Source organism: Candidatus Thiodiazotropha sp. AKAK3 (assembly GCF_058244645.1).
The window spans coordinates 155,188-179,902 of record NZ_JBSYOQ010000077.1; the positions used below are offsets into that span (position 1 = coordinate 155,188).

Sequence of the window (24,715 nt, forward strand, 5' to 3'; positions counted from 1 at the left end):
AAAAACCACCTGCAACCTTCCGCAGATCCTTAACTATCACCGTAGCTGACTTTGCAGGGCAATCAGGTAGGTTTAAAAATTGTCAGCCACAAATAGCTGGTAAAAAAACCTGTAGTCAGGGCGCAGATAGTGTGCGCCCTGAAAGTCTGATTAGAGTGACTTCTTCAAGGTGAAAGCACCACGAAGGTCACCGGGCTTGTAACCAACAGCTTCATCAGCTGGATAGAGTTCCTTCAGTTTTGCACTGACTGGCTCTGCAAGTTCAGCACCATGACATTTAGTACAAACCTCAGCAGTGGGAATGGCTTTCATCATACGAAATACCTTACGACCCTGCTCCTCAACCACTTCAGCTTTAAGTAGTTTCATGGGGTCCTCCCCAGCAGCTTTACGCGCTTCAAATTCTTTCAGTACAGCAGTTTCCCATGCATCTGCGCGATTGTCGGGATTACGTGTTTTAAGACTGGTTCGACCCACACGCCAACCACTCATTTGAGAATGTGCCTCAGATAATTGCGGAGCAACAGTATTACAGGTTGAGATCGTAGGCACAGGCCCCTTCTCTTTCATACCCTTTACCAGCTCTCCTTTGAGGTCACCAAAATAGGCCTTTATCACACCTTTGCCTTCATTGATGTTGGCCTTCATGGCCTCATCAGCCTGCAATCCCCCACTCATCACTACGGAAGTCAGAAACAAAACTACGCTCTTCTTCATCATGGAACTCCATTAAATAGCATCCAGTTTATTAACCGGACAAGAGAGTGAATCTACACCTCCCCCACCCGGCCGGTTGGTCGTGAGGCGGTAGATTAAAGCAAATAGCAGGAAAGGCCAACCTCCTAATTATCAACCAATTATTGAGTTTTCGGTAAAACCTAACAATTCATCTTGGAGATACTGATTAACCAATTAATCGGAGGAAATGTTTGTTTAAACTTTTGCTTACTATCGCCGGATCTGATTAAGCGCTAGTATGGATGGCACACAACATCTGCAGCCTTAATTGAGACTGCATGACTTAAGGATGTAAGTATCATGATACTTATCTCCAGGTTACTATTAACCCGGCGACTAAGTCATGGGCCGGAACTATTCTTCACTCTTTGGGATCTGTTAAAGGCATGATCAATACACGGACAAATATCCCAATAGTCATTCTCTTGCTGGTTATAGGTATGCTTATGCCTACAGCCAACGCCTTCAGCGATGAAGAAGCAATAAAATTGCCCGAACTGGGTTCTCCATCAGATCAATACCTGACCCCGGCAGATGAGATAAGACTCGGCAGAGAGTTCATGTTGAGTGTGAGAAAGTCGACTCCGGTTATGGATGACCCGCTGGTATCTGAATATATCCAGTCACTGGGACAAAAGCTGCTCAAAGAGAGCGAAGCTATTGGTCAGGATTTCGACTTTTTTGTCATTGAACAGCCAGAAATCAACGCATTTGCTGGACCTGGTGGCCATATAGGTGTCTATAGCGGCCTTATTCTAGCCACACAGAGTGAAAGCGAACTGGCATCTGTCATTGCCCATGAAATTGCCCATGTCACTCAAAAGCACCTGCTACGGGCATTTGATGCAGCGAATCAAATGAGCGGAAAAACCGCTGCTCTGCTGCTGGCTGCCATACTGGTTGGCGCTGCCGGCTCTCCAGATGCTGGTATTGCCATGGCGACTGGCGTTCAGGCTAGCGCCATACAGGAGCAGATAAACTTCACCAGAAGCAACGAAGAAGAGGCCGACACAGTAGGCATCAAGATTCTCGCCAAATCAAACTATGACCCCAGAGCAATGCCGGTGTTTTTTGAACGACTGACCCATGCCAGTCGACTCTATGAATCGGGAATACCTGAAATCCTCCGCACCCATCCGGTCACCACCAATCGTATCGCTGATGCCCTGGGACGAGCAGAAACCTATCCTTACAAACAGTACCCTGGTGAACTGAGTTACTTCTTGACCAGAGAGACTCTGCGAGTCAGATCTTTCAAAGAGCCTGCTGAGGCAGTAAAACACTTTGCCACCGGCTTGCACGAAGGACGACACTTGAACCAGGAGGCTCATCAATATGGTTACGCACTGGCCCTATCGGCCAACCATAAGCACGAAAAAGCTGAGCAGATAATCGAAAAAATGCTACAGAAAAGGCCTGAGCAAGCTGAATATGTATTAGCTTCAGCCAAATTTGCAAAGGAGCTGAAAAAGCCCAAGAAGGCCTTGAAGATTCTAGATACTTATTACAGTCTGATGCCAGAAAACTATCCTATTTCAATTACCTACATTGAAGCGCTGACTGAAAATGGTGATCTTGCCAAGGCACGACAGGTGACTCAGCAAATACTATCAATGCGTGAGTCTGATCCCAGACTCTATCGCTTACTGAGTAAAATTGAACAGTTGGATGGGCGCAAGGCCGAGTCTCATCGTATGCTGGCTGAGGCCTATGTGGCCTCAGGTGAGTTCCAGCCAGCAATCCAGCAGCTGGAAATAGCCTTAAAAGAGGTGGATCCACCGGATTTCTATGAGACATCCAAGATTGAATCCCGTATGAAGAGACTACGTAACCTGGTAAAAGAGCAACAGAAAAAAGATCACCGTTGATCTGAGGATAGCGCTGGCGTCACTGATCAACCTCTTGCCACCAAAGCCCACCGATTCAGGCTTGCATACCAGCCAGACTGTTGCTGTTCCCCTCAAGGCGGATAAAGCATCCCTGAGGTGAGCTCTACTCATCTACAATCCACCAGCCCCAGATCACTTAAGAAGCTGCTTAAATACTGCTCACTGTTTGATTTTTTACACAGCCACCCCACGCTGCAGGTGATCTAAGGAGTAGAGCCCGGTCCCTTACCTAGTACACCAAGCAACCTGAATTCAGGTAAACCCCAACCCAGCACGGAGCAAACCCAACTTCGCCATACTCCTAACATCACAAAGCACTAATATTTCAAATTTTTTTACTTGATATCGCCCACTGTTTCGGTATTCTTACGATCTACCTGTAAAGGTATTGTGTGTCGGCAAAAATGTTTAAATAATAAAAAGCCGGCATAAATCATCCTCAGTATCTAATTTACAATGGAGGATTTGGTGCATAGCTATCGCAACTTTTTATGATAAAAGTTGTTCTAATGCCACTGACAAGCATTAATGATCGGCAGGAATCCCATGCCAAATGGTATGGCCCAAGCGACAAACCGACTCTAATTTCTGCAATGACAATAAAACCTTTGGTGGAAAAAATTAAATACATCGGCTTTTATGCACATAACTCTGGGATTTGTGATTAAACATGGTCGGGGAGCTACCCAGACCCAAATTTGTCACAAAAGACCAAAACCATGAAATTGACCAACCACTTCAGTTTCATAAAAACAAACATCAATCACTAACCTTTCTCAGTCTTGGAGAGAATGAATGAGCAATGAAATGAAACGCAGGATCTTCCTTAAAAGATCACTCGCAGCAGGTACGGTAGGCGTTGCTGCCGCTACCGGCCTTTTGGCTCCTCAGCAGGTGCTTGCAGCTTGGAACAAGGCCGCTTTCGAATCAAAGGAGCTACCAGCCGCTTTGGATGCACTGCTGGGCAGTTCCGAGATGTCTGAGTCTGCTGACATCAAGGTAAAGGCACCGGATATCGCAGAGAACGGTGCTGTAGTACCGATCACTGTAGATGCAAGCATTGAAGGTGTCGAGTCTATCGCGATCATTGCTTCCAACAACCCAGTACCTCTGGTCGCTAATTTCGTGATGGGCACAGGAGCATCAGGTTTCGTCTCTACCCGTATCAAGATGGGTAAAACCGGTGATGTTATTGGTGTTGTCAAAGCGGGCGGTAAGCTCCACAGCGCCAAGAAAGAAGTCAAAGTCACCATCGGTGGTTGCGGCGGATAAGCGCAACAAATCCCGTCAAGCATATAACGAACACGAGGAATAGAGCATGGCTAAATCGATAAAGATCCGCGCCAAAGAGAAAGGTGGTGTAACCACCGTCAAGGCCCTGATGACCCATCCAATGGAGACTGGTGGCCGTAAAGATAAAAAGACCGGAAAAGCAATCCCCGCTCACTTCATTGAAGCAGTAGTGTGCAAGCACAAAGGCAATACCGTCATGACAGCTGAATGGAGTGGCGGCATCTCTAAGAACCCCTACATCTCCTTTAAATTCAGCGGCGCCGCTAAAGGTGATGAAATCGAACTATCCTGGACTGACAACACTGGTAAGAGTGACAGCATGTCAAGCAAGATCAAATAATGATCAACTGCAGTCAGGCTTAATGCTGACACTGATCCAGTAAGAGTAAAAAAGGGCGCACATGCGCCCTTTTTTTATAACGAGGTTAAAACGCTTATCCCAATACCGACCATCAACAAAGGCGCGATCAACTATATGAATCGCATGCTTAACACGAAGCCAAACATTGGCAGCTAGTGTACCTCCTTTCTGGTTATCCTCAGCACCCTCACTGTTTTTCACCCCATACTCGCTATAGCTAATTGCCTTTACAACACATCGTATCGCTGGTTTATATAGCGTTAATATTCTTTTAGGGTCCACTTGGTGGGGCATGGCCCCACCCTACATCTTACCCGGACAGGTAGGGTGGGGCCCTGCCCCACCAAAGCGTGCTGAAATGGCATAAAAAACCACTTCGTTTGATTTTTAGATGTGGCTAATCAAGCGCCGCAGTGATTCCGGAAGGACTCGACCTGAGGCTCCTGTATAACGATCAAGCGTCCTTCTTCTCCTCATCAGGAGATGACTCTTCCTCCAAAAGCTTTGCCCACTCCTCTTCCAACGAGCCAGGCTCAAAGTCTGATGATTGTTCAACATCAACATCGGCCACATCAGGAATATCGATATCAATGTTGCTCAGGTCATCCATCATCGATTCACCAACTTGCTCTGACTCCGCAGCTGATTCAGCAGAAGGTGCCGATTCAGATTCAGGTTCCTTTGCTTCTTCTGCTAATTCACTTTCATGAATCATGTCATCAGCAATTTCCATCACTTCATCGATAATCTCTGATACCTCTTCATCAACAGCAGCTGAAGTATCTCCGACTGATGCAATGAGTTCATCCACTTCATCCGCAGATGAATCTTCCTCGTCTGATAGAGATGACTCAGTTAATTCCTGATCTGTCATATCAGGGATGAACATATCATCATCGACACTATCATCTTCTATGGGTGGTGGTATCTCTGGCTCAACCTCTGCTGTTGCCTCTACTTCTGCATCTGCTTCTATTTCTATCGACTCAGGAACCTGATCTTCCTGTGTCTGACTTGCCACATTCTTAAACTCTTCTGCGCCATCGGAAAACATGGTGGAATACTCATTCAGCATCCTACCCATAGTATCCATGGTGACTTTTAATTCTTCAGAAAGTCGTTCATTTTCAGCCTTCAGATGATCAAGTTCGTCACCACCCCCCTCCACGGGGCTTCCACTTTCGCTTACAAGCCCTCCGAGAGACTGATAGCCCAGCACCAGATTTTCCACATCCACATCTATCTGCTGTAGTGAGACTTGATCATCTTTCAGAAAACCATTCAGCATATTCTGATATAGGATCATTTCAGTCTGCACAATGCCATGCAGAGTTTGATCCAGTTGGGGACTTTGCAAATGATAGCCATCAGCCAACAGAGTTTTTAGGCGCTCAGTTCGCTTAGACTTATCTGCCTGTACTCTCTCTGCCAAGTGGTTCGCAGCCTTGCGTATGCGTCCTTTACGTAACAGTGTAAATAGCACTAACAATCCACTGAGGATAACTAGCCCAACCAGGATCTCTGCAATAATCAGCGCTGTTAAAGAACTGATTTCGATCATGACTCTTTCTCCGGCTCAGCATCAGTGGCATCTGTACCTGACGGCTCATCGACAAGACTGATTTTATTACCTTGATTCGATCGACGCATCCACCAAAAAATTCCACCTGCCAAAGCAATCAACACCAGATTTATTACCCCGAACCATATTGCTGCACCTACCCAATCCACGCCCTCATCCTCTTCCTCAGTCTGAGTCTCTTCTGGTTCAGCTTCCACTGCGGGTTCCGCTTCAGCTGCGGGCTGAGGTTCCGGTTCTGGAGGAGGTATCGGTGCTGGTGCCGGTTCTGGTTCCGCTACAAAAGGTTTAACCCCTTCGACCTCAACTGGACTGTCAATATAATCAACGATCGCACCCTCAACACTTCTGGCTGCTGCTTTCAGAGTGACCTTTCGTGGCCCTGAAAAACTCATTAGATCTATCACCCCTGTGAAGGATGCACCCGATCCAGACCGTTGCAGGTTCAAGGGAGTCTCAGTTCCAGTTTCATCCTCCAGCCAGGCTTCAAGCTTTAGAGTACCGGGATCAATCAATTTATCGTCAGGGATCAACTGCAGATCCAGCAGTTGTCCATTGTCTCGAGGTTTCAGGTTCAATTCGACTGGCGGTACGACTTGGTAGGTTATTCGCCTTTCGCGTATAAATGTCGCTCCTCTGGCATTAATGATCAGCTCACCCATTCCACTCTGCAGCGCTTCGCCACCAAAGGTCATAGTGAAAATACCATCGTCCGCTTTTTCATCCGAGTCACGCCCATCATCTGTGAAAGGCCTTGCTTCAGATCTACCCATGATATCTTTTTTGCTCGAAGAAACATTCACCATATGCAGGAATTCCTGCTTTGTTATCTTTTTACCATGATCGGTAAAGCTCACCTGATAGGGGAGAGAAACACCATGAATCAAACGGTTGGGTAGTTCAGTGGAAAGCATCTTGAGGTCAGTGACAACCATTACTCTGTTATCCGGATCCACTTCTGCCCGAATACGCCACTCACCCGCTTTTGGATCAGCGATAGTCAGCATGTCGTAACCCTCATCACGATGCCAACTGACGTTTTTCGGGGCACTGTCAGCTTTAAATGGCTGACCTTCAGGGGGTATGACTTCTGTCGGTTGAGCTCCGGGTTTATGGAAAACCAGTAGTGTGGCCTCCGTGATACTGGGATCTATAGTGAACTTGTTGTCTTTCAAAGGTACTGAATCGGGCTTACCCACCTTCTCGAATATTCTTAGGAATACCTTCTGTAACTCATCTGCTGTTTCTGTCTGCTCATACCATCCTCCGGTTTGATCAGCCAGTTCTCTCATCAATTCGTGATCAGCGTTTTTAGACAGCGCGATAGTATGTACTGTGACCTGATGCTGTTTCAGTCGGGGCAGGATCTTTTTAAGAATACGTTGCTTTGAAGCGCTATTTTTCGTCTTATCCCTGGAAATATCCACCATGCCGTCAGTCAGCAGGATCACACTACGCCGATAGGGCCCAGGGGGGCCACTCCAGTCCTCTGTCGACCTTTTCAATGCATCTTCAATATTGGTGCGCTGACCGGGAGATCCGATCGATTTCGAGCTTTTCCTGGCCTTACTCTTCCATGCCTTATCTACCTGACCCAGAGGAATCTGCATGTTGACATATTGACCAAAGGTCCAAACCCCGGCACGGGTTTCAGATGACAGCAGACCCACCAGCAGCCGTAGTGCAGGACGCCGTAGATTTTTTGGGTCATTTTTCTTCATGCTGCCCGAAACATCAATCAGAATACGCACATCAGCTTTTTCTGCAGATGTTGCTGCCACTGCCGGCCCGATAGAGACTAAAACAGCTACTACAGCAATAAGAACAATATTGGCAATTCCTTTCATCATTCTGAAGCAACCCCGTTAAATAACCTGTCGAGATGGGATGAAAATGCTATAGAAGTAGATAGAAACTATCACTTCCAGTGCAACACCCCACCGTCAGGCTAATCATATGATCCCGACACTACAGGCAATTAAGCACAACGCCTTACCAGTTTAACGGCTAACCAGGATAGCTCTTTAATTCCTATCAATGGAGAAGATCTAAGTTACTTTTTCTTATAGGGAGAGGATTTGCCTTCAGGCTGCTTTGAAAATCGCTTGTAGGACCACTGATATTGACTCGGAAACATCCTAATCAGCATTTCAACACCCTGATTCATAGCCACGGCAGCACGATAGGTATCTTCATCAGCAATCCCTTCTGGAGCAGGTAGATAATGAATTTTGTACCCCCCCCCTTTTTCAAGACGCTCAGCGCAGGCCAAAACCACTTTCGCCCCAGTTTTTCTTGCCAATCTGTTTGCCAGCAGCATAGTCAGTGCAGGATTATCGAAGAAAGGTGCAAATAGAGCGCCCTTATCAGATTTTGGTTGCTGATCAGGGAGAATACCGGTGATCCCTCCAGCCTTTAAGGTCTGCAGAATACGTTTTACCCCGCTATTGTCCGTTGGCACAAGCTCCGCCCCACTCCGCTCTCTGGCCTGTTTCACCACATTGTCAAAAGCTGTCTTTCTAGGCGGTCGATAGAGGTTGGTCACCCTTCCCCGGCGCTGCAGCTCCAATCCTACAATCTCCCAGCAGCCAATATGTGGTGAGAGTACAATCAAGCCCTGCCCTTCCTGCCTCTCAAAATTTGACGCTCCATTGACCTCACGAATTAATCCTATCACCTCATCTGCAGGTCTGAACCAGATTGCACTCATCTCCAAAAGAGTGCAGCCCAGTTGTTGCATTGCCTGACCAAGTAGTGAGCGTATCTGTTCATCTCCCATAGTCGGAAAACAGAGACGCAGATTAATCTCAGTTACCTCCCTCTCCCGGTTGGGAACCAGCGTATACAATTTTCCAAGTAGACGTCCAAGACTGTGCAGCCAGGATAGTGGCAGGTGATGCAGGGAATACCAGAGTTTGAACAGTAACCGCTCTTTCATGAATGTGAATTGTACACAAAAACAGAGTGCCCTCTCAGAAAACTGGCGACAGCAGCGCCAATGATGCAGTCCATCTTGGCATGAAGAGTGCAAAAGATTGTGTTCATTGATAAAACATCTAACATGTGAATAGTAACCGTGATCCCTATAGGAGGAGAGAATGAGCGACTCAAAATTACATAACCTGTCACCTCAGCAGGCCTGGCAAATGATACATGACGACCCGCGATCAGTGCTGGTGGACATACGTTCCACGATGGAATTCCTGTTTGTTGGCCACCCTACAGGCGCAGTTCATGTACCTTGGATTGATGAGCCGGACTGGACGGTCAATCCACACTTCGTTACTGAGATCCGAAAGCTCCTGCTTGGTGGCAGCATTTGCACGATAGACGAAGGCTGCGCCCCGGTAATTCTAATCTGTCGCAGTGGTAAACGCTCACTGGAGGCAGGCAAAGCATTGCTGGATGCAGAATTTATCCGTGTCTTTCATGTTGATGAAGGCTTCGAGGGTGATTTGGATGAAGATCACCGCCGTAGTAGTTTGGGCGGATGGCGCTTCCACGGACTTCCGTGGGAACAATGCTGAATTGAGAAGCCTGGTGTTTATAAACCCAAGGCCCATAAAAACCCTAAAATATCGACCTGTTCACCTATTCGTTCTATTCCGTATGGAAAAATAGTGAGTTAGACTATCCTTTGTTGTTGTACTGTATATAAATAATTCAAGCTGTTCAGTATATTTCGATTAGATAAGTGGTCAATCCTGATGACCTTTTTATAATGGATTGCACATAGTTCGTCTATGCTATGCAGATAAACTATGGATCGTACAATGAAGCTGGTGATTGACTGCCTGGTGGCAGCAACCTGTTACAGGGATTAGTAACGCAGATCACCAGCACTACTGATTATGCCAGCGACGATCAGTCTTTTTGGTGGAATGAAATAAAATGAGTATGGTAATCACAGGCCTAAGCGGTCCGGCACATAGGAACACAAGGAGGTATCCAGTGCGGCAGACAACAAAGTGTCACTATTTTTTTCAATCTCTAGCGCTATTGCTCTGTTTGAGTTTTTTCGATCAGCTCAATGCCAGCGAGCATGATTATCTGCAAGCAATCAAAGCGGACTATGAAGAGTTCTCCAGCGGAGTCTTCGACCCGCCCTCCGACTCCCCCTGGATCAGCGTTCAAGGCAACAGCACCGATAACAACATCCCCTCATATGAAAATCTTGAGGATTTTTCTGCCTTTTTGAAAAAAGAGTCTCCAGGTAGTTTCATCTTCTACAACAAACTACCAGAGAGTTACAAAAGCCGACTACATCAGGAATACTTGAAAACAGGGAATCTGGAAGAGATTAAAAAGAACATCTTTAAATATTCCAGTGAAGTAAAAAAACAGAACCAGAAATAGATGGCTGACCACCTATGTACCTGCATCGAGTTCATATGAGAAGACTAAATAAAAATGTCATGCAATTGGGCTACTTTCTAGCACTGATCATCTGTTTTCAATCAACAGCTATCTTTGCTGCGGTAGACACAACCCTCCCACTTCCCCCTATCGGTGAAACCCCTAGCGCAGACGAGATCGCAAAACAGGTCTATTTCGCTAACCATTTCTTTACTTTCAGAAACTTTTCCATCGAACGCAGAGGTCGCACCATGACCGTTTTAATCAATCGTTCATCAAATGGAAAGGTACATGCGACTGCATTGGAGCGCCATCTTAATAACAACTATGAAATCTCTCCAGATCAGGCGATTCGATCAAGGGATTTGGCAATTTTTCATTCTGGAAAATTAAGAGGAACCGGCATGCTCATTACTGAGTATACCGATGAGAAAAAAAACAAAGATTATATGGTCTGGCTTCCTGCTTTGAGAAAGATCAGACGTTTTTCGCAACCCCAACATGATGATGCCTGGGGAGGTAGTGCCTTTACCTTCGGTGATGTTACATTGAGAAAACCTGAAGATGAAACTCACGAACTGATCGGTAAGAAAAAGCTGCAAACCTGTCTAGGCACCATTGAAGAGCTTGAAGGTAAGCATTATCGATACGTGGGTGAATTACCAACCCGTAGTTGCCGTCATATTGATAAGGAAGTCTATGGACTCAAAAGCACTACAAAATTCAAATCCTGGTGGTATGACTACCGAATCAGCTATGTAGACACCAGCAGCTTTGCTGACTACCGAACCTTATACTTCAAGAATGGCGAATTGATAAAGGTTATCGATCGGGATTGGGGGCTAGTCAATAAGGAGGATGGTGGTGATCCCAGAGCTCTGTTTTGGAAATACTGGTATGGACTCGATCTAAGAACAGGACAGGAGAGCTGGGCGGTCATCCCTCAGAAAGTGGTTGAGTATAATAAAATTCGCCGAAACTCCTTTTGGACCGAGAAAACATTACGTAAGATCAAGCGTTGATAAACCATCGATTGAATCTGTGAGGAGTATGTTTAAGGGCATCTCTATTAATCTGGCAACTATTGTGAATTTCCAGCGTGATTTGGTGGGGCAAGGCCCCACCCTACCTGTCGATTTAAGGTGTTGTGAATTTCCAGCGTGATTTGGTGGGGCAAGGCCCCACCCTACCTGTCGATTAAGGTGTAGGGTGGGGCCCTGCCCCACCAACTGCACTCGAAAAGAAAAGTGACACTTAGAAGAGTTTAAGTGGATATCTACCAGGCACTACCCGCATATTACTAATCAGGAAATATTGTGTCGTTTATGGATCATAGAGTGGAAAGATTGTTCCCTTACTGTAAATCACTCCTTGATCCCCACACCTCTGGCTAATAGCCTTAAACTAAACCAGGTCAACAGCATAATAAACAAAATAATGATTCCAAGTGCCAGGCGTACATCGATGTCAGAAACGCCAAGAATCCCATAGCGAAAAGTATTGATCATATACAATACCGGATTCAACAAAGAGGCATGTTGCCAAAACTCTGGCAACAACTCTATCGAATAGAATACCCCTCCGAGATAAGTCAGAGGAATCAAAACAAAAGTTGGCACAATCGAGATATCATCAAAACTCTTTGCATAGACTGCATTGATAAAGCCGGCAAGTGAGAAAAGCACTGAAGTCAGAACAAAAACCAGAAAGGTCAAACCGTAACTGTTAATACGAAGATCAGTAAATAGCAGGGAGACCGCTGTAACAACTATACCCACAAGCAATCCTCTGGCCATCCCCCCGGTTACATATCCTGCCAACACAATCCAGCTTGGCACTGGCGCGATCAACAACTCCTCAATATAGTGCTGCAATTTAGTGCTGAAGAATGAAGATACTACATTTGCATAAGAGTTCTGGATCACTGACATCAATATCAAACCTGGAACAATGAATTCGATATAGCTGTACCCCTCCATCATTCCAATACGTTCACCAATAAGTTTTCCAAAGATGATGAAATAGAGTGTTGTAGTTATCGCAGGAGGAAGAATGGTCTGAACCCATATACGGCTAAACCTGAGAATCTCTTTGGTGACGATGGTCTGATATGCGATACGCTTGATATGGCTGGAGGTCATACGTTCTGTTCCGGCTTTTTAGACTGATTAACAAGATCGACAAAAAGTTGTTCGAGTCGATTCTGTTTATTCCGCATACTGATGACATCAATGCCTTGCTGAGTAAGAAGCTCAAACAAGCCATTCATGCTCTGTTCCCGCTGAACGGCAACCTCTAGTGTTTTTTCATCGATCAGTTGCAGTTCATAGCCAGGCAGATCTGGCGCATCATCGAGTGCTCTACTCATATCCAGCAGGAATTGCTCTGTATTCAGCTGACTGAGCAGACTCGACATACTGGTCTGTTCAACAATCTTACCATGATCAATTATTGCTATATTGCGACATAAGCTTTCAGCCTCTTCAAGATAGTGGGTGGTTAAGATTATTGTCGTTCCCTGGCGATTGATTTCACGCATGAACTGCCACATGGAACGACGTATTTCAATATCGACACCCGCAGTCGGTTCATCCAGTATCAGAAGTCTTGGCTGGTGCACTAATGCTCTGGCAATCATCAGGCGACGCTTCATACCCCCCGACAACCAGCGTGCCTGTGTATCTCGCTTCTCCCACAGGTCGAGTTGTCTCAGCTTCTCTTCAGCGCGATCGAATGCCTCTTTTCGTGGTATGCCATAGTAGCCAGCCTGATTCACAAGAATCTCGATCACCGGTTCCCACATATTAAAATTAAACTCTTGTGGTACGAGTCCTATCAAGGATTTGGCTTGCTCTTTGTTCTTATCCAGATCATTGCCGTATACCGCCACTCGACCTTCAGTTTTATTGGTCAATGAGGCGATGATACTGATCGCAGTGGATTTACCGGCACCGTTTGGCCCCAGCAGGGCAAAAAAGTCCCCCTCCTCGACATTGAGATTAATACCACTCAATGCTTCGAAACCACTGCGATAAGTTTTATATAGCTTTTCGATTATGAGTGCAGACACAACATTTCAAATATGGTTGGTGATATAGAAGCGTATGGCTATCATACCCCTATTCTACGGGCACTTCCCAAGGAACCCCTGATTAATTCAGGGAGGTTTGCATAGTGAGATCAAAGGCAGTGGATCGAAAGCCAAAAGGGCAAAGATTACCCACTACACATGAAAGACTTAAATTGAGGTCAATATGGGTGAAGTAAAAATATTTCACTACTTTAAACAGGTGATTGAAGCAACCAGCTTATAGAGCCAGTTAACACTAATCGAATAGGCCCTAGAACAGCAGCAATTTAACCCAGCCGTCGCTGTACTTCCATCCATAATGCCTGATAGGAACTGGCTGCCATGCACTTTGGAGCGAAGGCCTGTACCGGCATACGGTGCAAGCCCATCTTTTCAACATCACTGGCATAGGGAATCTGAGCCTTCAGCAACTCACCATGTGTATCAGGCAGATTCTTCATTACATCCAGGTGCATGCGTTTGCGACGATCCACCATGGAGAAGAAAGGCATTAACTCCAAACCCGTAATACGATGACCTTCAAGGAAATCCAATAGCTGTTGATAGGTACGCAGAGAGAGCGTGGTAGGAATCAGTGGAAGCAGCAGTCCCTCCGCAGCCCGAAAGATATTTTCTGACACCAGGGAGATACTGGGTGGACAATCCAAAAACACATAATCGTAAGCTTGAGAGAGAGGTCGCAGTAACTTCAACAGCTGTTTGGTTGGATTTTTGGCCTCTTCCAAGCGTAGATCCATATTACGATATGAGAAGTCTGCAGGCAGCATATCCAGATTTTCAAAATCTGTCGCCTTCACCACTTCATCGAGATCCAGCTTACCTTTTATCAGACGCTTATTGCTCCCTTTTACTTTTGGTTTTATACGAAAATAGTAGGTCGCTGCTGCCTGAGGATCGAGATCCCAGATCAGGGTACGGTATCCCTGCATTGCCGCCAAATAGGCTAAATTGACAGCTGTGGCAGTCTTTCCAACCCCACCTTTAATATTGTAAACGCCAAGAATGTGCATCAAGCCCCTCCGAACAACTGACGAAAGGCCTTTTGATTATCCTGGCTGCTAAAAGCAGAGAATAGGTTAGTAAACTCCTCTCTTGCCCTGGCCTGCCTTTCAAATAATCTACCGACCAGAACACCCATCGCCATCAATGCGCTGGCAGGTGCACCCTCTTTGAGCATCTCACTGCCAAGTACCTCCAGGGATTGAGCCTGAACCTCCAAATCCTGAAACTCTCCTAAATTATCAAGAATCACCTTAAGTGACCTGATCAACTCCCTTATAGCAGGCTTCGGATAGAGACTCTGAAAAAACTCCATCAGATAGCGCAGTTTCTTACAATCCTTTCGCAATTCGTGTAGATACTCGGCTGGGCTATCTGGATCGATGGCAAGACCATCCTTCAGCACCCGAGCATATAGCTTACTGATTCTTTTATCTGCAAGCTTAGCCGTGGGCTTTTCTGCATGAGGAGCGCTTTGAGTGTTATTCGATGGTGTTGTCAACCACTCACGCCAAGACTTGATCAACTTACGAAAATGGGGTGAGTTGAGCTTCTTCACCAACTTTGCCTGCTCCACTTTATGATGCGCCACTAAATAGGTGTAGAAGGGATCAAGGTCTGCCTGGAGTGGTTGTGGAAGACTGGCTCGATATTGGTCATATTTTAGTAGGTAGACATCCAGGTCTCTCGTTGGGCCTGTAATTTGACCGACCCAACCAAACCCCTTTTTGAAGGGCTCTAACTCTTGAGGATCAAATACCCCTTTGATCTGGCTCATTGCTGAACGTGTGCGGCGTGTTGCCACACGTAAATCATGTAGAAACTCACTGTCGAGATCAGCTTTTGTGCCTGCAATGTTGGCTTCCAGTGTATCGAGGAGGTCCAGCATGATCTGTCTGGCAGCAACATCCGAACGTGCATCCTGATCCAGCCGGTAGTTCAATTTGGAGCTATAGTCACCAGGCTTGATAGCAACCTCCGACAGTGCATCCTGATAGAGGCTATGATTACAGTTTTGCAGCTTCATTGATTGAAGGCGTTGCCGCAGATCCTCAAAATAGGACTCATAGCCTTTGAGAGGCTTCAAAACCAGGCGCCCTTCCAACGGGCCGGTCTGCTTGCGGTTTATGGATCTGAAACTATTTTGTTCCAATACTACCCTGACGACAGTCTTCTCCTCACTATCGAGAAGTGCAAGGGTCTGCTGCTGCTGTATCACATGGACTTTAGGTTGAACCACCCGCATTTCAAGCACATCAGCAACCTGATCAGCCAACCCCCCGGGAGGAAGCTGTTTGGCGAAGCCCGGTGTCTGTTCGATAATCTGACAGAGTGGCGCCCTATTTCCTTTCAGATAATGCCAGCAAAGACGACGTAGAGAGCCATGCTCCTCTACCAACTCCGCCCCTGCCTGCCAGACTCTCCAATCGAAACTGTCGTAGTAGGTCAATTTAAGTTTCGTGGGCGCCTCTTCCCGCAATCCATTCGATTCGGTGAAGATACGCTTCAACTTCTCCAGATCGAGGTCATCAGGAAGTAAATAAGATACCGATTGCAGCGCCATATTGTCTTCTCTAAAACAAAACCATAAAGATTACCCGACCCACCACAGAGAAACAATTGCCAAATCAGGTATCAGTTTGATCATAGACGAAAAAACATCTTTCGTATTGATCATGCTCAATCGAGATATGCCGATAAAAACAGCTATTTCCAGAAAGCTGTTTGGTGAATCCGCTATCCCGCTGCCATGCCAAGGTAAAGGTGCTTCGCCTGGAATGGTGTGCCCTTTTCAATAGGGGCTGACACATTAGCGGGGCTCCCTTTAGACGGGTCAGGAATATTGATTACTCATCAGCAACACTCTTGCTGGCAATCTCAAATACATCACGAGAGATATCAGACTGTGCCAGCACCCGTTCAAATGCCTGGCGCATGAGTATCTGTCGTGATTCGTCATAGCGGCGCCAACGGCTCATTATGCGTAGAAGACGTGCTGCTATTTGGGGATTCAAGCTATCCAGCGCAATCACCTGATCAGCCAAAAAGTCATAACCGGATCCATCAGCAGCATGAAATGCAGAGAGGTTTATACTACAAAAAGCACCGATCAGGCTACGCACCTTGTTCGGATTACGAATCGAGAAGGCAGGATGATCCATTAGACGTTTTACATGGGATAGGGTTCCTGGCAGAGAGGATCCCGCCTGCACAGTGAACCATTTATCCATAACCAACGGGTCTTCCCGCCACTTCGCTTCAAAAAGAGAGAGCGCTTTCTCCCGATCGGGTATATCGCGATCAACCAAACAATTCAATGCTGCCATCACATCAGTCATGTTATCTGCAGATTCAAATTGATCCATGCAAATGGCATCAATTTCCGGATCATCAAGACACATCAGGTAGTTTAGCGCAAGATTTTTCAGCCTCCTGCGTCCCATTGAGCTGGATCTGATATCGTAAAGATCGGTTTGATCGCGCTTGTAGACGAGTAACAGCTCATCCCCCAGTTGTTGCGCCAAAGTACGCTTCAGCCACTCTCTAGCCTGGTGAATCGCCTCCACATCGACCAGATCCATATGATCTCCGATAGTCGACTCCGACGGCAGGCTGAGCAATTCACTCAGCAATGCCTTGTCTGCATGCTCATCAATCAATGCCAGACGGTAAGCTTCAGCAAATCCATCATCGAGACTAAAAGTATCACCTTGCTGAGCTGCCGATACCAGCTTCAGCAGGGTACGCTTGGCAAGGGTTTGAGCTGCATCCCAGCGATTGAAATCATCTGACTCCTTGGCCATCAGGAACATCAACTCCTTATCGCTGTAGTCATACTCAAGTTTTACTGGTGCAGAAAAGCCGCGCAGCAACGAGGGTACTGGCTGTTCAGGTAGATCGTAAAAGCTGAAAGTCTGAGATGTTTGGGAGAGCTCTACAACCAACTGTTTATGTAGCGCCGGCTTATCAACACTCTGTTTTAGTTGAAGAGTCTGACCTTCACTATCCAATAGCGCCAGGGCAATCGGAATATGGAAGGGCTGTTTACTCTTCTGTCCAGGGGTCTCAGGTGTCTGTTGGGTAAATGTCAGCTGATAGAGACGCTTGGCTTTATCGTAATCGGCCGCGACACGTACCACAGGAGTGCCTGACTGACTGTACCAAAGGCGAAACTGATCAAGCTGACGACCACTCGCCTCCTCCATACATTTTACAAAATCATCTGTAGTTACCGCTTCGCCATCATGTCTTGCAAAATAGAGATCTGTTGCCCTTCGATAAGTTTCAGCGCCGAGCAGGTTCGCCTGCATACGTACCACTTCCGCCCCTTTTTCATATACAGTAACTGTGTAGAAATTATTAATTTCTATATAGCTCTCAGGACGAACCGGATGCGCCATCGGCCCCGCATCCTCGGCAAACTGATGGCTGCGCAATAAGCGTACATCATCAATGCGTTTCACCCCGCGGGATCCCATATCGGCTGAAAACTCCTGATCCCGATAGACAGTAAGTCCCTCTTTCAGACTGAGTTGAAACCAATCCCGACAGGTGATGCGATTACCTGTCCAGTTGTGAAAATATTCATGGGCGATAACGCCTTCGATATTCTGGAAGTCGCTATCGGTTGCTGTATCGGGGCGGGCAAGAACGAATTTTGAATTAAAGATATTAAGTCCTTTATTCTCCATTGCTCCCATATTGAAATCATTCACCGCTACAATCATGAAGATATCCAGATCGTATTCTCTGCCATAGTTCGCCTCATCCCAGGCCATGGCATGTTTTAGTGAAGTCATTGCATGATCGCATTTGTCGATGTTTTCCGGTTCGACATAGATACGCAGATCAACTGAACGTCCAGAACTTGTTGTATAGCTATCTTGTTGAAACTTAAGATCACCGGCAACCAAAGCAAACAGATAACAAGGTTTAGGAAAAGGGTCTTGCCAACGAACCATGTGGCGTCCATCAGCCAGATCCTGTTGCTCTACACAGTTCCCATTGGAGAGCAGTACAGGATAAGCCGCTTTGTCAGCGACTATAGTGGTGACAAATCCTGCCATGACATCAGGTCGGTCAGGAAAATAGGTTATACGTCTGAAACCTTCCGCCTCGCACTGTGTACAATACATCTTCCCAGATTGATAGAGACCTTCCAACGCGGTATTTTCTCGAGGCTTGATTTCAACCTGTGTTGAAAGTGTAAAACGTTGCCCCACACCTGCAATGGTAAGTGTATGATCATCAACTTCATACTCATCACCACTCAACTCCCGGTTATCGATAGTGAGCTTTAACAGCTTCAACTGTTCACCATCGAGCACCAAATCAGGATTCTGATCAACACAAGCAGGATTCCTGCGCATTTGCAGATGACTTGATACCAGGGTCTTATCCTCCTGAAGATCAAACTCGAGTGCCACCTGATCAACCAGGTATTCCGGCGGGTGATAGTCTTTTAGATAGATGGTCTTGGCGTTATCTGTTCGCATCGAGGTTCCTTATACTCAGCCAGGAGTCGCTGGCGACTCCAGGGATATGTTTTGATCGCTTTTTGACAGTCTAAATGTGACCTGCGATGAGATGCAATGATCACTCAGGGAAACCAACCGTATTGTTCCAATACTGGAGAGCATAGGGTATCACCACAAATAGATCGCACATCCAAAGCCAAACAGTCATAGGCCTGTCAGATAGAGATGAGATAGCGGGTTGCGAACGCCATGACAACCCGATAGATTTCATGGCATATATCTATCTTGACCATCCAGGCAAATCGACTATCCACAGGTAGAAGTATCAGGTTCCTGCTGTTAGGATATAAATCCACTATAAAATTATATTTTTTATCGCCATTACAATCAGTTAGCATTACAGAGTATTAAGGAGCCCATTAATGCCACAAGTCGTCATGTACTCTACCGCTATCTGTCCCTACTGCGTTCGCGCCAAACACCTGTTGGAAAACAAAGGTGTGGTTTATGAAGAGATTCGCATCGATCACAATCAAGAGATCATGCAGGAGATGATGCGTCGCAGCAATCGACATACGGTGCCACAAATCTTCATCGATGATTTCCATGTCGGTGGCTATGATGACCTGGCCTCAATGGAGATTTCCGGCCGCCTCAACCAGCTGCTTGGCATAGAGGACGAATGACCCAGGAACAGATAGAAAAGGTGCGGTTGGATAAATGGCTCTGGGCCGCTCGTTTTTTCAAAACCCGCCAGATTGCAGCAGAGGCAATCAATGGAGGAAAAGTCCATCTCAATGGCCAGAGAACCAAGCCGGGTAAAGAGGTAACGATTGGTAGCCACTTGAGAATCCACAAGGGTTCTCTGGAGTGGGATATTAAGGTCAGTGTACCGGCCAATCGCAGAAGACCAGCCTCCGAAGCCTGTCATTTCTATGAAGAGACAACGGAAAGTATAACCAAGCGGGAAAAAACTATCGAAGCACAGCGATTGGAACGCAGCTGTGCGCCTCAGCCAGCCCAGGGAAAGCCCACAAAGCGGAATAGGCGTATGATTCACAGATTCATCAATAAATCAGGTTAACAATGGATCAGGATGCTTTCCGTCGCACCTACCGGGAGATGAATGAGCGCCTCTGTGCTTTTGAAAAGAGTTTGCTCTCCCGCAAGTGCGATTGCAGCCAGTCAAAAAAGATCTGCATTGCAGAACGGGAGGGGGTTCACTGCTGTTCAGATGACGCCAATTCCCAATGTATTGAACTACTGGAAAAACTGCGCCATCAGGCACGCTTTGCCTTGAAATCAAATAACGATAATGAGGTCTTGCCGCATGGCAAGGCGATGCGCCTGCAGGTTGGCGGATTACGCGGACTCTACTCAGCACTCTTTCCTGATGAATCAATACCTGAATGTATTGAAGATGTCTTTGGCCTCATCAATCAGGCTAAAATAGAGTTTCGAGGTTTGGATGCTCTGCCCTTTCAAACCCTGATACAGCATGTTTCAGCTTATAAGGGTAGACGCCGGATCAGGTAGTGATAAGGACTGGAACCACAAGGCGCCAGTCCATGAAAAAATTACTTGGGTGAAATCATATTTAGCGGAAAACTATTAGCTCCGAGAGAGGGTCCTCCACCACTAAACAATCCCAATGGATCGAACGGGTTAAAGCCGCTACCTGAGCTGTCATTACTGCCTTTTAAAACCTGGTCTGCATCAGGATTCTCAATGATGGTAGTGTTGTCTCCATCGCTGACACAATATGTACGATCACCAGCTTGACCACCGGCATCCACGTAACCATCATCAGGATTTCGAGTTAGGAGATCGTTACCAAATCCACCCCACATATTGTCCCGGCCCGCATTACCTGTGATGTAGTCATCTCCACAACCACCAACAAGACTATCGTTACCGGCGCCACCATTGAGATTATCGTTTCCAGCACTACCCCAGATATTATCGTCGCCACGTCCACCAAAGACCAGATCATCGCCTTCGTTACCTACCAGGGTATCATTGCCATCTTGTCCATAGATCCTGTCATTACCCGATCCACCCCAGATACTATCATCTCCCTTACCACCTGCAAGGCAATCATCCCCACCACCACCAATCAGGGTGTCATTGCCATCTCCGCCGCGAATGGCTTCATCGCCAGAACCACCACGTATTACATCATCACCACAACCACCATTCAGGGTGATGTTTTTCTCCGGACCACATAACTGTTGACCTGTTACGCTGATATTGTCGTTGCCATCCCCTCCGTTGATAACCAGGTTTTGTGCCTCTTCAGCAGTAAAATGAAAAGATTTACCGTTGATATCGACGTCGACAGAACCATCGGGGTTGATGTGTGCATTAATATTATCGTCTTTACCACTGCCAGTGATTTCGGTTCTGCCGTTTTTACTTGAGATATGTGCGCCATCGCATGTAAAAAAATCCCTTCCGGAATCAGGCAATATACAACCGCCACGATGACAGGCTAAACCTTCCGGACTTCCTTGTACGCCATTCATAAAATCTACTCCTTTAAATTATTCCGCTAGTCACTTAGTGGACTAGCAAATACTAGTGAAAAACAGTACCCGTCTGGGTAAATAATATAGATCTGAAAACTAGTTTGAGTGTTGGAGATCAATTGAAATTAAAACAGATTAATGTCAGCAAATCAGTAGGTGATTACCCTAGGCCTGTTAACACTAATCGAATAGGCCTTATTAACCCGGCGACTAAGTATGTCGTCTTCAGGGTTAATAGCTTGTGGGTCGAGCGAGAAATCAGACAAAGATCAAGCGGATCACCAGGCCCCATAACTACATGATTGCCAGATAAGGGATATACTGAAAAATTGTTTTGGGGAGTTACCAGACAATTCTACGAAGATAGAGAAACAGTTGTTTAATCCATCAACTGCAATAATTGCTCTTTGAGGGGATCGAAAACTGGCGCCAGCTTTTTTCGCATCAGACTTCCGATTGAATCTGTTTTTGAGAATACCGGACGTACAGCACCATATCCCAAGCCGGATAGCAGAAAGAAGGTGCGAAACTCCGCTTCTCTTTTGTCGTTTACAGCACAGCAGGCGGTTAAATGTTCATCTTGCAGGGAGTGCGCCTCAAGCTGTAACTCTTCCAGTGTTAGATCCGGATCCCCTTGCGGGCGTAACGAGGAGAAGTAGTCTTGCAATACATCCAACAACATTGTGACTACATCCTGGTTCGCAGGCTTTTCCATTACCTTTAGCGCTGTAGCGATAAATCCCTGCCCTTGTGAAGCGCTGACTCGCTGCATCATCAACGCATAAGGATTGCCTGATTCGGCCAGAGATCGCCATGAGAGAGACTCTTCATCACTTATTACTCTCGCGACTGGTGGTTGCGGGAGCTGATCCGGAATAGTAGCGAGAAATCCAAGGTAGTATGTCGGTTTTCTAGCGCAGCGCTTCCACAATTCATGACACTCCTTTTCGCTGATAAGCCCAGGTTGAAGCACCAATCTAAGGCTCTCTACGATAGTCAGAGGTTCGGTCTCAAACGGTAGATATTCAATCAAAAATCTGGCCAGTTCAGGCCCGATATCACCCTCTATTACATGCTGATTCTGAAGCATACGTCTGGCATTATCTGGCTCCTGAGAGGTCCACCAGGCTCTTCTTGCCACCTCATTGGTCAATCCTTTGGCAGAGGTGACAGCGACCACAGCTTCCGGTTCGCCAAGCAGCAGTAACTGTTCCAGGTTGTCATCCCGGGTCTGTCCCATACGACTCCAGCGTTTGAGATAGACCGGATACCCTCCTGGCGAGCCTAAAGCATGCCCGGAGAGGGTCTCTCTTACCTTTCGAAGATAGAGATCTTCCCTGCAATTTGGATTGAGTGTGAGGGTAGTCTCACCCTTTTCAGTGAGCGCATGGAGGGTAAATGCGGATTCATCAATGCGTATGGCCTGCGGCTTGTTGGCAAGCAATACGTTCAGACGTAAGGCATCTTCACTAGAAAGATCCATAGATTATGGCAGCTTCGAACTGCGGCACAGAAGGCCGCTAGTTCTATTGCACAGGCTCTGTTGGCGGAGAGTAATTGCTATCCTTGGGGTTCATAAATATAAACTGACTCTCACCATCATTCAGTTCGGCAAAGTCCATGATTGTTTCATCTAACAGTGGAAAGTATTCAGGAGACATAATGATATTGATGCCTTCAGAATCAAACTGAATATCCTCTTCATTTGCGTCATCGAAGCCCATCAGGTAGTCGAAACTGCCATCGTCTTTCTTCTGTGCCGCAAAACGAAGTGCCATACCTTCAGTACCGCCCATTTTTGCCGCCTGTAATATCTGTTCCGCTGCTCGAGGTGTAATTTTAAACATCGGTCACCTTTAATTTGCTGCTTGCGTTTTTTCTGCTCGCGACCAGCGCCACAAAACGCGCCACCCAGTCGTTGCCGCCTACACTACGTCTATGGGTATAGCTTGCCAGTAGATTCTTGTAGACGTAACCATCATTATTGCCATTAATACCGTAGCCCCGTTCCACTTTATAGGCGAAATCTTCCTTGTTCGCTTCCAACCCAACTAACGATGAGTAGTGAAATTCATGGGCATATATTGTCTCTTGTTGGTGATCCCCCAGTTTAGGCCAAGGGGTTCTTCCTGTCTCACTCAAACGCACATAGCCTCTCCCTTGGGGCTTTTCATGCATCACCGTATCAGCCGGTATCACACCTGCCATTCTACATTTTTTCCCCTGCCAGGTAAGACTTCTGGTCAAATATATCAATCCACCACATTCCGCATAGACTGGACCTTCATTCTCAATGAATTTGGCAATCGCCTGTTGCATGCAGGTATTGTTTTGGATTGCATCCATGGTAGTTTCCGGAAAGCCACCACCTAGAAATATTCCATCAACATCAGGTAGTTCCGAACCTTTCAAGGTATTAAATTCTATCAATTCGACACCCAATGCCCTGAATCTGTCGAGGTCATCGGGATAGTAGAATCCAAATGCTTCATCCCTTGCAAGACCGATTTTCAAACCACTATATCTGCGACCAGAATTCAATGGAGATTGTGTGGGAGGGGACTCTGCTTGTTCTGAGAGATCTGCAATATCAATAAAGCGGTCTAGATCCACCTGATCGTTTACTGCTTTTGCCAACCTGTTGATCAGTTTTTCAGAACTCTGCTGCTCATTACTGGGAATCAGCCCCAAATGGCGCTCAACAATCTGCAAACCGCTATCTGCCTGAACAGATCCCAGCACTGGAATATCCGTATAGTGCTCTACCACCTGTATTAGTTTTGACTGATGCCGACTGCCGCCTACCTGGTTTAATATCACGCCCGCAATCCGGGTTTCTGAATCAAATGCCTGATACCCCAACAAGAGTGGCGCTATACCACGGGTCATACCCTTACAGTTGATCACCAACACCACGGGTGTCCCCAGGTAAACCGCCATAGCTGCGTTACTATTTGAACCCTCTAAATCCACACCATCAAATAGACCTTTATTACCTTCAATCAGCGCCAGGTCACTACCCTGAAGTTGTTGCGCATAACTGCTGAGGATTTCATCTCTGCTCTGAGTGTAGAAATCGAGGTTATAGCACGCCTTCCCTGCAGCAGCTGATAACCAAAGAGGATCAATATAATCTGGTCCTTTCTTGAAAGGCTGGACTCTCATTCCGCGATCAACCAAGGCGCGAACAAGCCCTATCGAGAGCGTTGTCTTACCCGATGATTTATGTGCGGCAGAGATATATATTGCAGGCACTGTTGATCTACATCTTATTGAAAGCTGGGAATATCCTACCCTGTAACGAAAAAATCCACCACCGAAGCACTCGATGATGGATTTTTTGTTGGCCTCTTATGATGATTGCAACAGGCCATGAATAGGATGTGAAATTAGGCCTACATCC

General features: G+C 46.5%; 22 protein-coding genes. 9 read left to right on the forward strand and 13 right to left on the reverse strand.

Annotated features, from left to right (window positions below):
- Positions 1-150: 150 nt before the first annotated feature.
- Complete coding sequence (locus AC4IE7_RS20970; protein WP_490778829.1) at positions 151-720, reverse strand: Tll0287-like domain-containing protein; 570 nt, start codon at positions 718-720, stop codon at positions 151-153.
- A 458-nt stretch (positions 721-1,178) separates the two neighbouring features.
- Between AC4IE7_RS20970 and AC4IE7_RS20975 the strand changes: the two genes are divergently transcribed.
- The 3 genes from AC4IE7_RS20975 (at position 1,179) to soxZ (ending at position 4,260) form a co-directional block, all read left to right on the forward strand.
- Positions 1,179-2,606 (forward strand): M48 family metalloprotease, encoded by a 1,428-nt coding sequence (locus tag AC4IE7_RS20975; protein ID WP_490778830.1) that lies wholly within the window; start codon positions 1,179-1,181, stop codon positions 2,604-2,606.
- A gap of 816 nt (positions 2,607-3,422) precedes the next feature.
- Positions 3,423-3,899: a thiosulfate oxidation carrier protein SoxY gene (soxY, locus tag AC4IE7_RS20980; RefSeq protein WP_490778831.1), complete on the forward strand. Its 477-nt coding sequence runs from the start codon at positions 3,423-3,425 to the stop codon at positions 3,897-3,899.
- A 46-nt stretch (positions 3,900-3,945) separates the two neighbouring features.
- On the forward strand, positions 3,946-4,260 hold the full coding sequence (soxZ, locus tag AC4IE7_RS20985) for a thiosulfate oxidation carrier complex protein SoxZ (RefSeq protein ID WP_490778832.1): 315 nt from the start codon (positions 3,946-3,948) through the stop codon (positions 4,258-4,260).
- 475 nt (positions 4,261-4,735) lie between these two features.
- Here soxZ and AC4IE7_RS20990 read toward each other — a convergent pair whose 3' ends face one another.
- The 3 genes from AC4IE7_RS20990 to AC4IE7_RS21000 all read right to left on the reverse strand — a co-directional run bounded on the left by AC4IE7_RS20990 (position 4,736) and on the right by AC4IE7_RS21000 (position 8,798).
- Positions 4,736-5,842: a hypothetical protein gene (locus tag AC4IE7_RS20990; RefSeq protein ID WP_490778833.1), complete on the reverse strand. Its 1,107-nt coding sequence runs from the start codon at positions 5,840-5,842 to the stop codon at positions 4,736-4,738.
- Positions 5,839-7,710 carry a vWA domain-containing protein gene (locus AC4IE7_RS20995; protein WP_490778834.1) on the reverse strand — a complete coding sequence of 624 codons (1,872 nt, stop codon included), beginning with the start codon at positions 7,708-7,710 and terminating at the stop codon, positions 5,839-5,841. The genes AC4IE7_RS20990 and AC4IE7_RS20995 overlap by 4 nt, the downstream gene beginning before the upstream one ends.
- Before the next feature lie 203 nt (positions 7,711-7,913).
- Positions 7,914-8,798, reverse strand: coding sequence for a lysophospholipid acyltransferase family protein (locus AC4IE7_RS21000; protein ID WP_490778835.1), 885 nt, complete (start codon positions 8,796-8,798; stop codon positions 7,914-7,916).
- Positions 8,799-8,958: 160 nt separating this feature from the next.
- On the opposite strand from AC4IE7_RS21000, the gene AC4IE7_RS21005 reads away from it, so the two are divergent.
- The 3 genes from AC4IE7_RS21005 to AC4IE7_RS21015 all read left to right on the forward strand — a co-directional run bounded on the left by AC4IE7_RS21005 (position 8,959) and on the right by AC4IE7_RS21015 (position 11,238).
- Complete coding sequence (locus AC4IE7_RS21005) at positions 8,959-9,387, forward strand: rhodanese-like domain-containing protein (RefSeq protein WP_490778836.1); 429 nt, start codon at positions 8,959-8,961, stop codon at positions 9,385-9,387.
- 424 nt (positions 9,388-9,811) lie between these two features.
- Entirely contained in the window at positions 9,812-10,216 is a 405-nt protein-coding gene (locus tag AC4IE7_RS21010; protein ID WP_490778837.1) for a hypothetical protein, read from the forward strand.
- 35 nt (positions 10,217-10,251) lie between these two features.
- On the forward strand, positions 10,252-11,238 hold the full coding sequence (locus AC4IE7_RS21015) for an outer membrane lipoprotein-sorting protein (RefSeq protein ID WP_490778838.1): 987 nt from the start codon (positions 10,252-10,254) through the stop codon (positions 11,236-11,238).
- Between the two features lie 342 nt (positions 11,239-11,580).
- On the opposite strand, the gene AC4IE7_RS21020 is transcribed toward AC4IE7_RS21015, so the two are convergent.
- From AC4IE7_RS21020 to pepN, 5 genes are all read right to left on the reverse strand, one after another.
- Positions 11,581-12,357, reverse strand: a complete 777-nt coding sequence (locus tag AC4IE7_RS21020) for an ABC transporter permease (RefSeq protein ID WP_490778839.1) — start codon at positions 12,355-12,357, stop codon at positions 11,581-11,583.
- A complete protein-coding gene (locus AC4IE7_RS21025) occupies positions 12,354-13,286 on the reverse strand; it encodes an ABC transporter ATP-binding protein (RefSeq protein ID WP_490778840.1) in 933 nt (310 codons plus the stop codon). The genes AC4IE7_RS21020 and AC4IE7_RS21025 overlap by 4 nt, the downstream gene beginning before the upstream one ends.
- Positions 13,287-13,573: 287 nt before the next feature.
- Entirely contained in the window at positions 13,574-14,317 is a 744-nt protein-coding gene (locus AC4IE7_RS21030; RefSeq protein ID WP_490778841.1) for a ParA family protein, read from the reverse strand.
- The gene (locus AC4IE7_RS21035; protein ID WP_490778842.1) at positions 14,317-15,870 is read right to left on the reverse strand and encodes a CHAD domain-containing protein; all 1,554 of its coding nucleotides are present in this window, start codon (positions 15,868-15,870) and stop codon (positions 14,317-14,319) included. The genes AC4IE7_RS21030 and AC4IE7_RS21035 overlap by 1 nt, the downstream gene beginning before the upstream one ends.
- 283 nt (positions 15,871-16,153) lie before the next feature.
- Complete coding sequence (gene pepN, locus AC4IE7_RS21040; RefSeq protein WP_490778843.1) at positions 16,154-18,802, reverse strand: aminopeptidase N; 2,649 nt, start codon at positions 18,800-18,802, stop codon at positions 16,154-16,156.
- Positions 18,803-19,206: 404 nt separating this feature from the next.
- Between pepN and grxC the strand changes: the two genes are divergently transcribed.
- Genes grxC through AC4IE7_RS21055 form a run of 3 tightly spaced genes read left to right on the forward strand, consistent with a single transcriptional unit; the run spans position 19,207 to position 20,320 of the window.
- A complete protein-coding gene (gene grxC / locus AC4IE7_RS21045; protein ID WP_490778844.1) occupies positions 19,207-19,470 on the forward strand; it encodes a glutaredoxin 3 in 264 nt (87 codons plus the stop codon).
- Positions 19,467-19,868, forward strand: a complete 402-nt coding sequence (locus AC4IE7_RS21050; RefSeq protein WP_490778845.1) for an RNA-binding S4 domain-containing protein — start codon at positions 19,467-19,469, stop codon at positions 19,866-19,868. The genes grxC and AC4IE7_RS21050 overlap by 4 nt, the downstream gene beginning before the upstream one ends.
- 2 nt (positions 19,869-19,870) lie before the next feature.
- Positions 19,871-20,320, forward strand: coding sequence for a hypothetical protein (locus AC4IE7_RS21055; protein WP_490778846.1), 450 nt, complete (start codon positions 19,871-19,873; stop codon positions 20,318-20,320).
- A 41-nt stretch (positions 20,321-20,361) separates the two neighbouring features.
- Here AC4IE7_RS21055 and AC4IE7_RS21060 read toward each other — a convergent pair whose 3' ends face one another.
- From AC4IE7_RS21060 to AC4IE7_RS21075, 4 genes are all read right to left on the reverse strand, one after another.
- Complete coding sequence (locus AC4IE7_RS21060; protein WP_490778847.1) at positions 20,362-21,309, reverse strand: calcium-binding protein; 948 nt, start codon at positions 21,307-21,309, stop codon at positions 20,362-20,364.
- A 382-nt stretch (positions 21,310-21,691) separates the two neighbouring features.
- Positions 21,692-22,795, reverse strand: coding sequence for a sulfur reduction protein DsrS (locus tag AC4IE7_RS21065; RefSeq protein WP_490778848.1), 1,104 nt, complete (start codon positions 22,793-22,795; stop codon positions 21,692-21,694).
- Between the two features lie 43 nt (positions 22,796-22,838).
- Entirely contained in the window at positions 22,839-23,159 is a 321-nt protein-coding gene (locus AC4IE7_RS21070; RefSeq protein ID WP_490778849.1) for a HesB/IscA family protein, read from the reverse strand.
- Positions 23,152-24,567, reverse strand: a complete 1,416-nt coding sequence (locus AC4IE7_RS21075) for a cobyrinic acid a,c-diamide synthase CobB (protein ID WP_490778850.1) — start codon at positions 24,565-24,567, stop codon at positions 23,152-23,154. Before AC4IE7_RS21075 ends, AC4IE7_RS21070 begins: the two co-directional genes overlap by 8 nt.
- Positions 24,568-24,715 lie beyond the last annotated feature (148 nt).

Excerpts from the sequence above, each read along its gene's own strand:
- AC4IE7_RS20970 (WP_490778829.1), bottom strand. The coding sequence starts at position 720 with ATGATGAAGAAGAGCGTAGTTTTGTTTCTGACTTCCGTAGTGATGAGT.
- AC4IE7_RS20975 (WP_490778830.1), top strand. The coding sequence starts at position 1,179 with ATGCTTATGCCTACAGCCAACGCCTTCAGCGATGAAGAAGCAATAAAA.
- soxY (WP_490778831.1), top strand. The coding sequence starts at position 3,423 with ATGAGCAATGAAATGAAACGCAGGATCTTCCTTAAAAGATCACTCGCA.
- soxZ (WP_490778832.1), top strand. The coding sequence starts at position 3,946 with ATGGCTAAATCGATAAAGATCCGCGCCAAAGAGAAAGGTGGTGTAACC.
- AC4IE7_RS20990 (WP_490778833.1), bottom strand. The coding sequence starts at position 5,842 with ATGATCGAAATCAGTTCTTTAACAGCGCTGATTATTGCAGAGATCCTG.
- AC4IE7_RS20995 (WP_490778834.1), bottom strand. The coding sequence starts at position 7,710 with ATGATGAAAGGAATTGCCAATATTGTTCTTATTGCTGTAGTAGCTGTT.
- AC4IE7_RS21000 (WP_490778835.1), bottom strand. The coding sequence starts at position 8,798 with ATGAAAGAGCGGTTACTGTTCAAACTCTGGTATTCCCTGCATCACCTG.
- AC4IE7_RS21005 (WP_490778836.1), top strand. The coding sequence starts at position 8,959 with ATGAGCGACTCAAAATTACATAACCTGTCACCTCAGCAGGCCTGGCAA.
- AC4IE7_RS21015 (WP_490778838.1), top strand. The coding sequence starts at position 10,252 with ATGAGAAGACTAAATAAAAATGTCATGCAATTGGGCTACTTTCTAGCA.
- AC4IE7_RS21020 (WP_490778839.1), bottom strand. The coding sequence starts at position 12,357 with ATGACCTCCAGCCATATCAAGCGTATCGCATATCAGACCATCGTCACC.
- AC4IE7_RS21030 (WP_490778841.1), bottom strand. The coding sequence starts at position 14,317 with ATGCACATTCTTGGCGTTTACAATATTAAAGGTGGGGTTGGAAAGACT.
- AC4IE7_RS21035 (WP_490778842.1), bottom strand. The coding sequence starts at position 15,870 with ATGGCGCTGCAATCGGTATCTTATTTACTTCCTGATGACCTCGATCTG.
- pepN (WP_490778843.1), bottom strand. The coding sequence starts at position 18,802 with ATGCGAACAGATAACGCCAAGACCATCTATCTAAAAGACTATCACCCG.
- grxC (WP_490778844.1), top strand. The coding sequence starts at position 19,207 with ATGCCACAAGTCGTCATGTACTCTACCGCTATCTGTCCCTACTGCGTT.
- AC4IE7_RS21050 (WP_490778845.1), top strand. The coding sequence starts at position 19,467 with ATGACCCAGGAACAGATAGAAAAGGTGCGGTTGGATAAATGGCTCTGG.
- AC4IE7_RS21055 (WP_490778846.1), top strand. The coding sequence starts at position 19,871 with ATGGATCAGGATGCTTTCCGTCGCACCTACCGGGAGATGAATGAGCGC.
- AC4IE7_RS21060 (WP_490778847.1), bottom strand. The coding sequence starts at position 21,309 with ATGAATGGCGTACAAGGAAGTCCGGAAGGTTTAGCCTGTCATCGTGGC.
- AC4IE7_RS21065 (WP_490778848.1), bottom strand. The coding sequence starts at position 22,795 with ATGGATCTTTCTAGTGAAGATGCCTTACGTCTGAACGTATTGCTTGCC.
- AC4IE7_RS21070 (WP_490778849.1), bottom strand. The coding sequence starts at position 23,159 with ATGTTTAAAATTACACCTCGAGCAGCGGAACAGATATTACAGGCGGCA.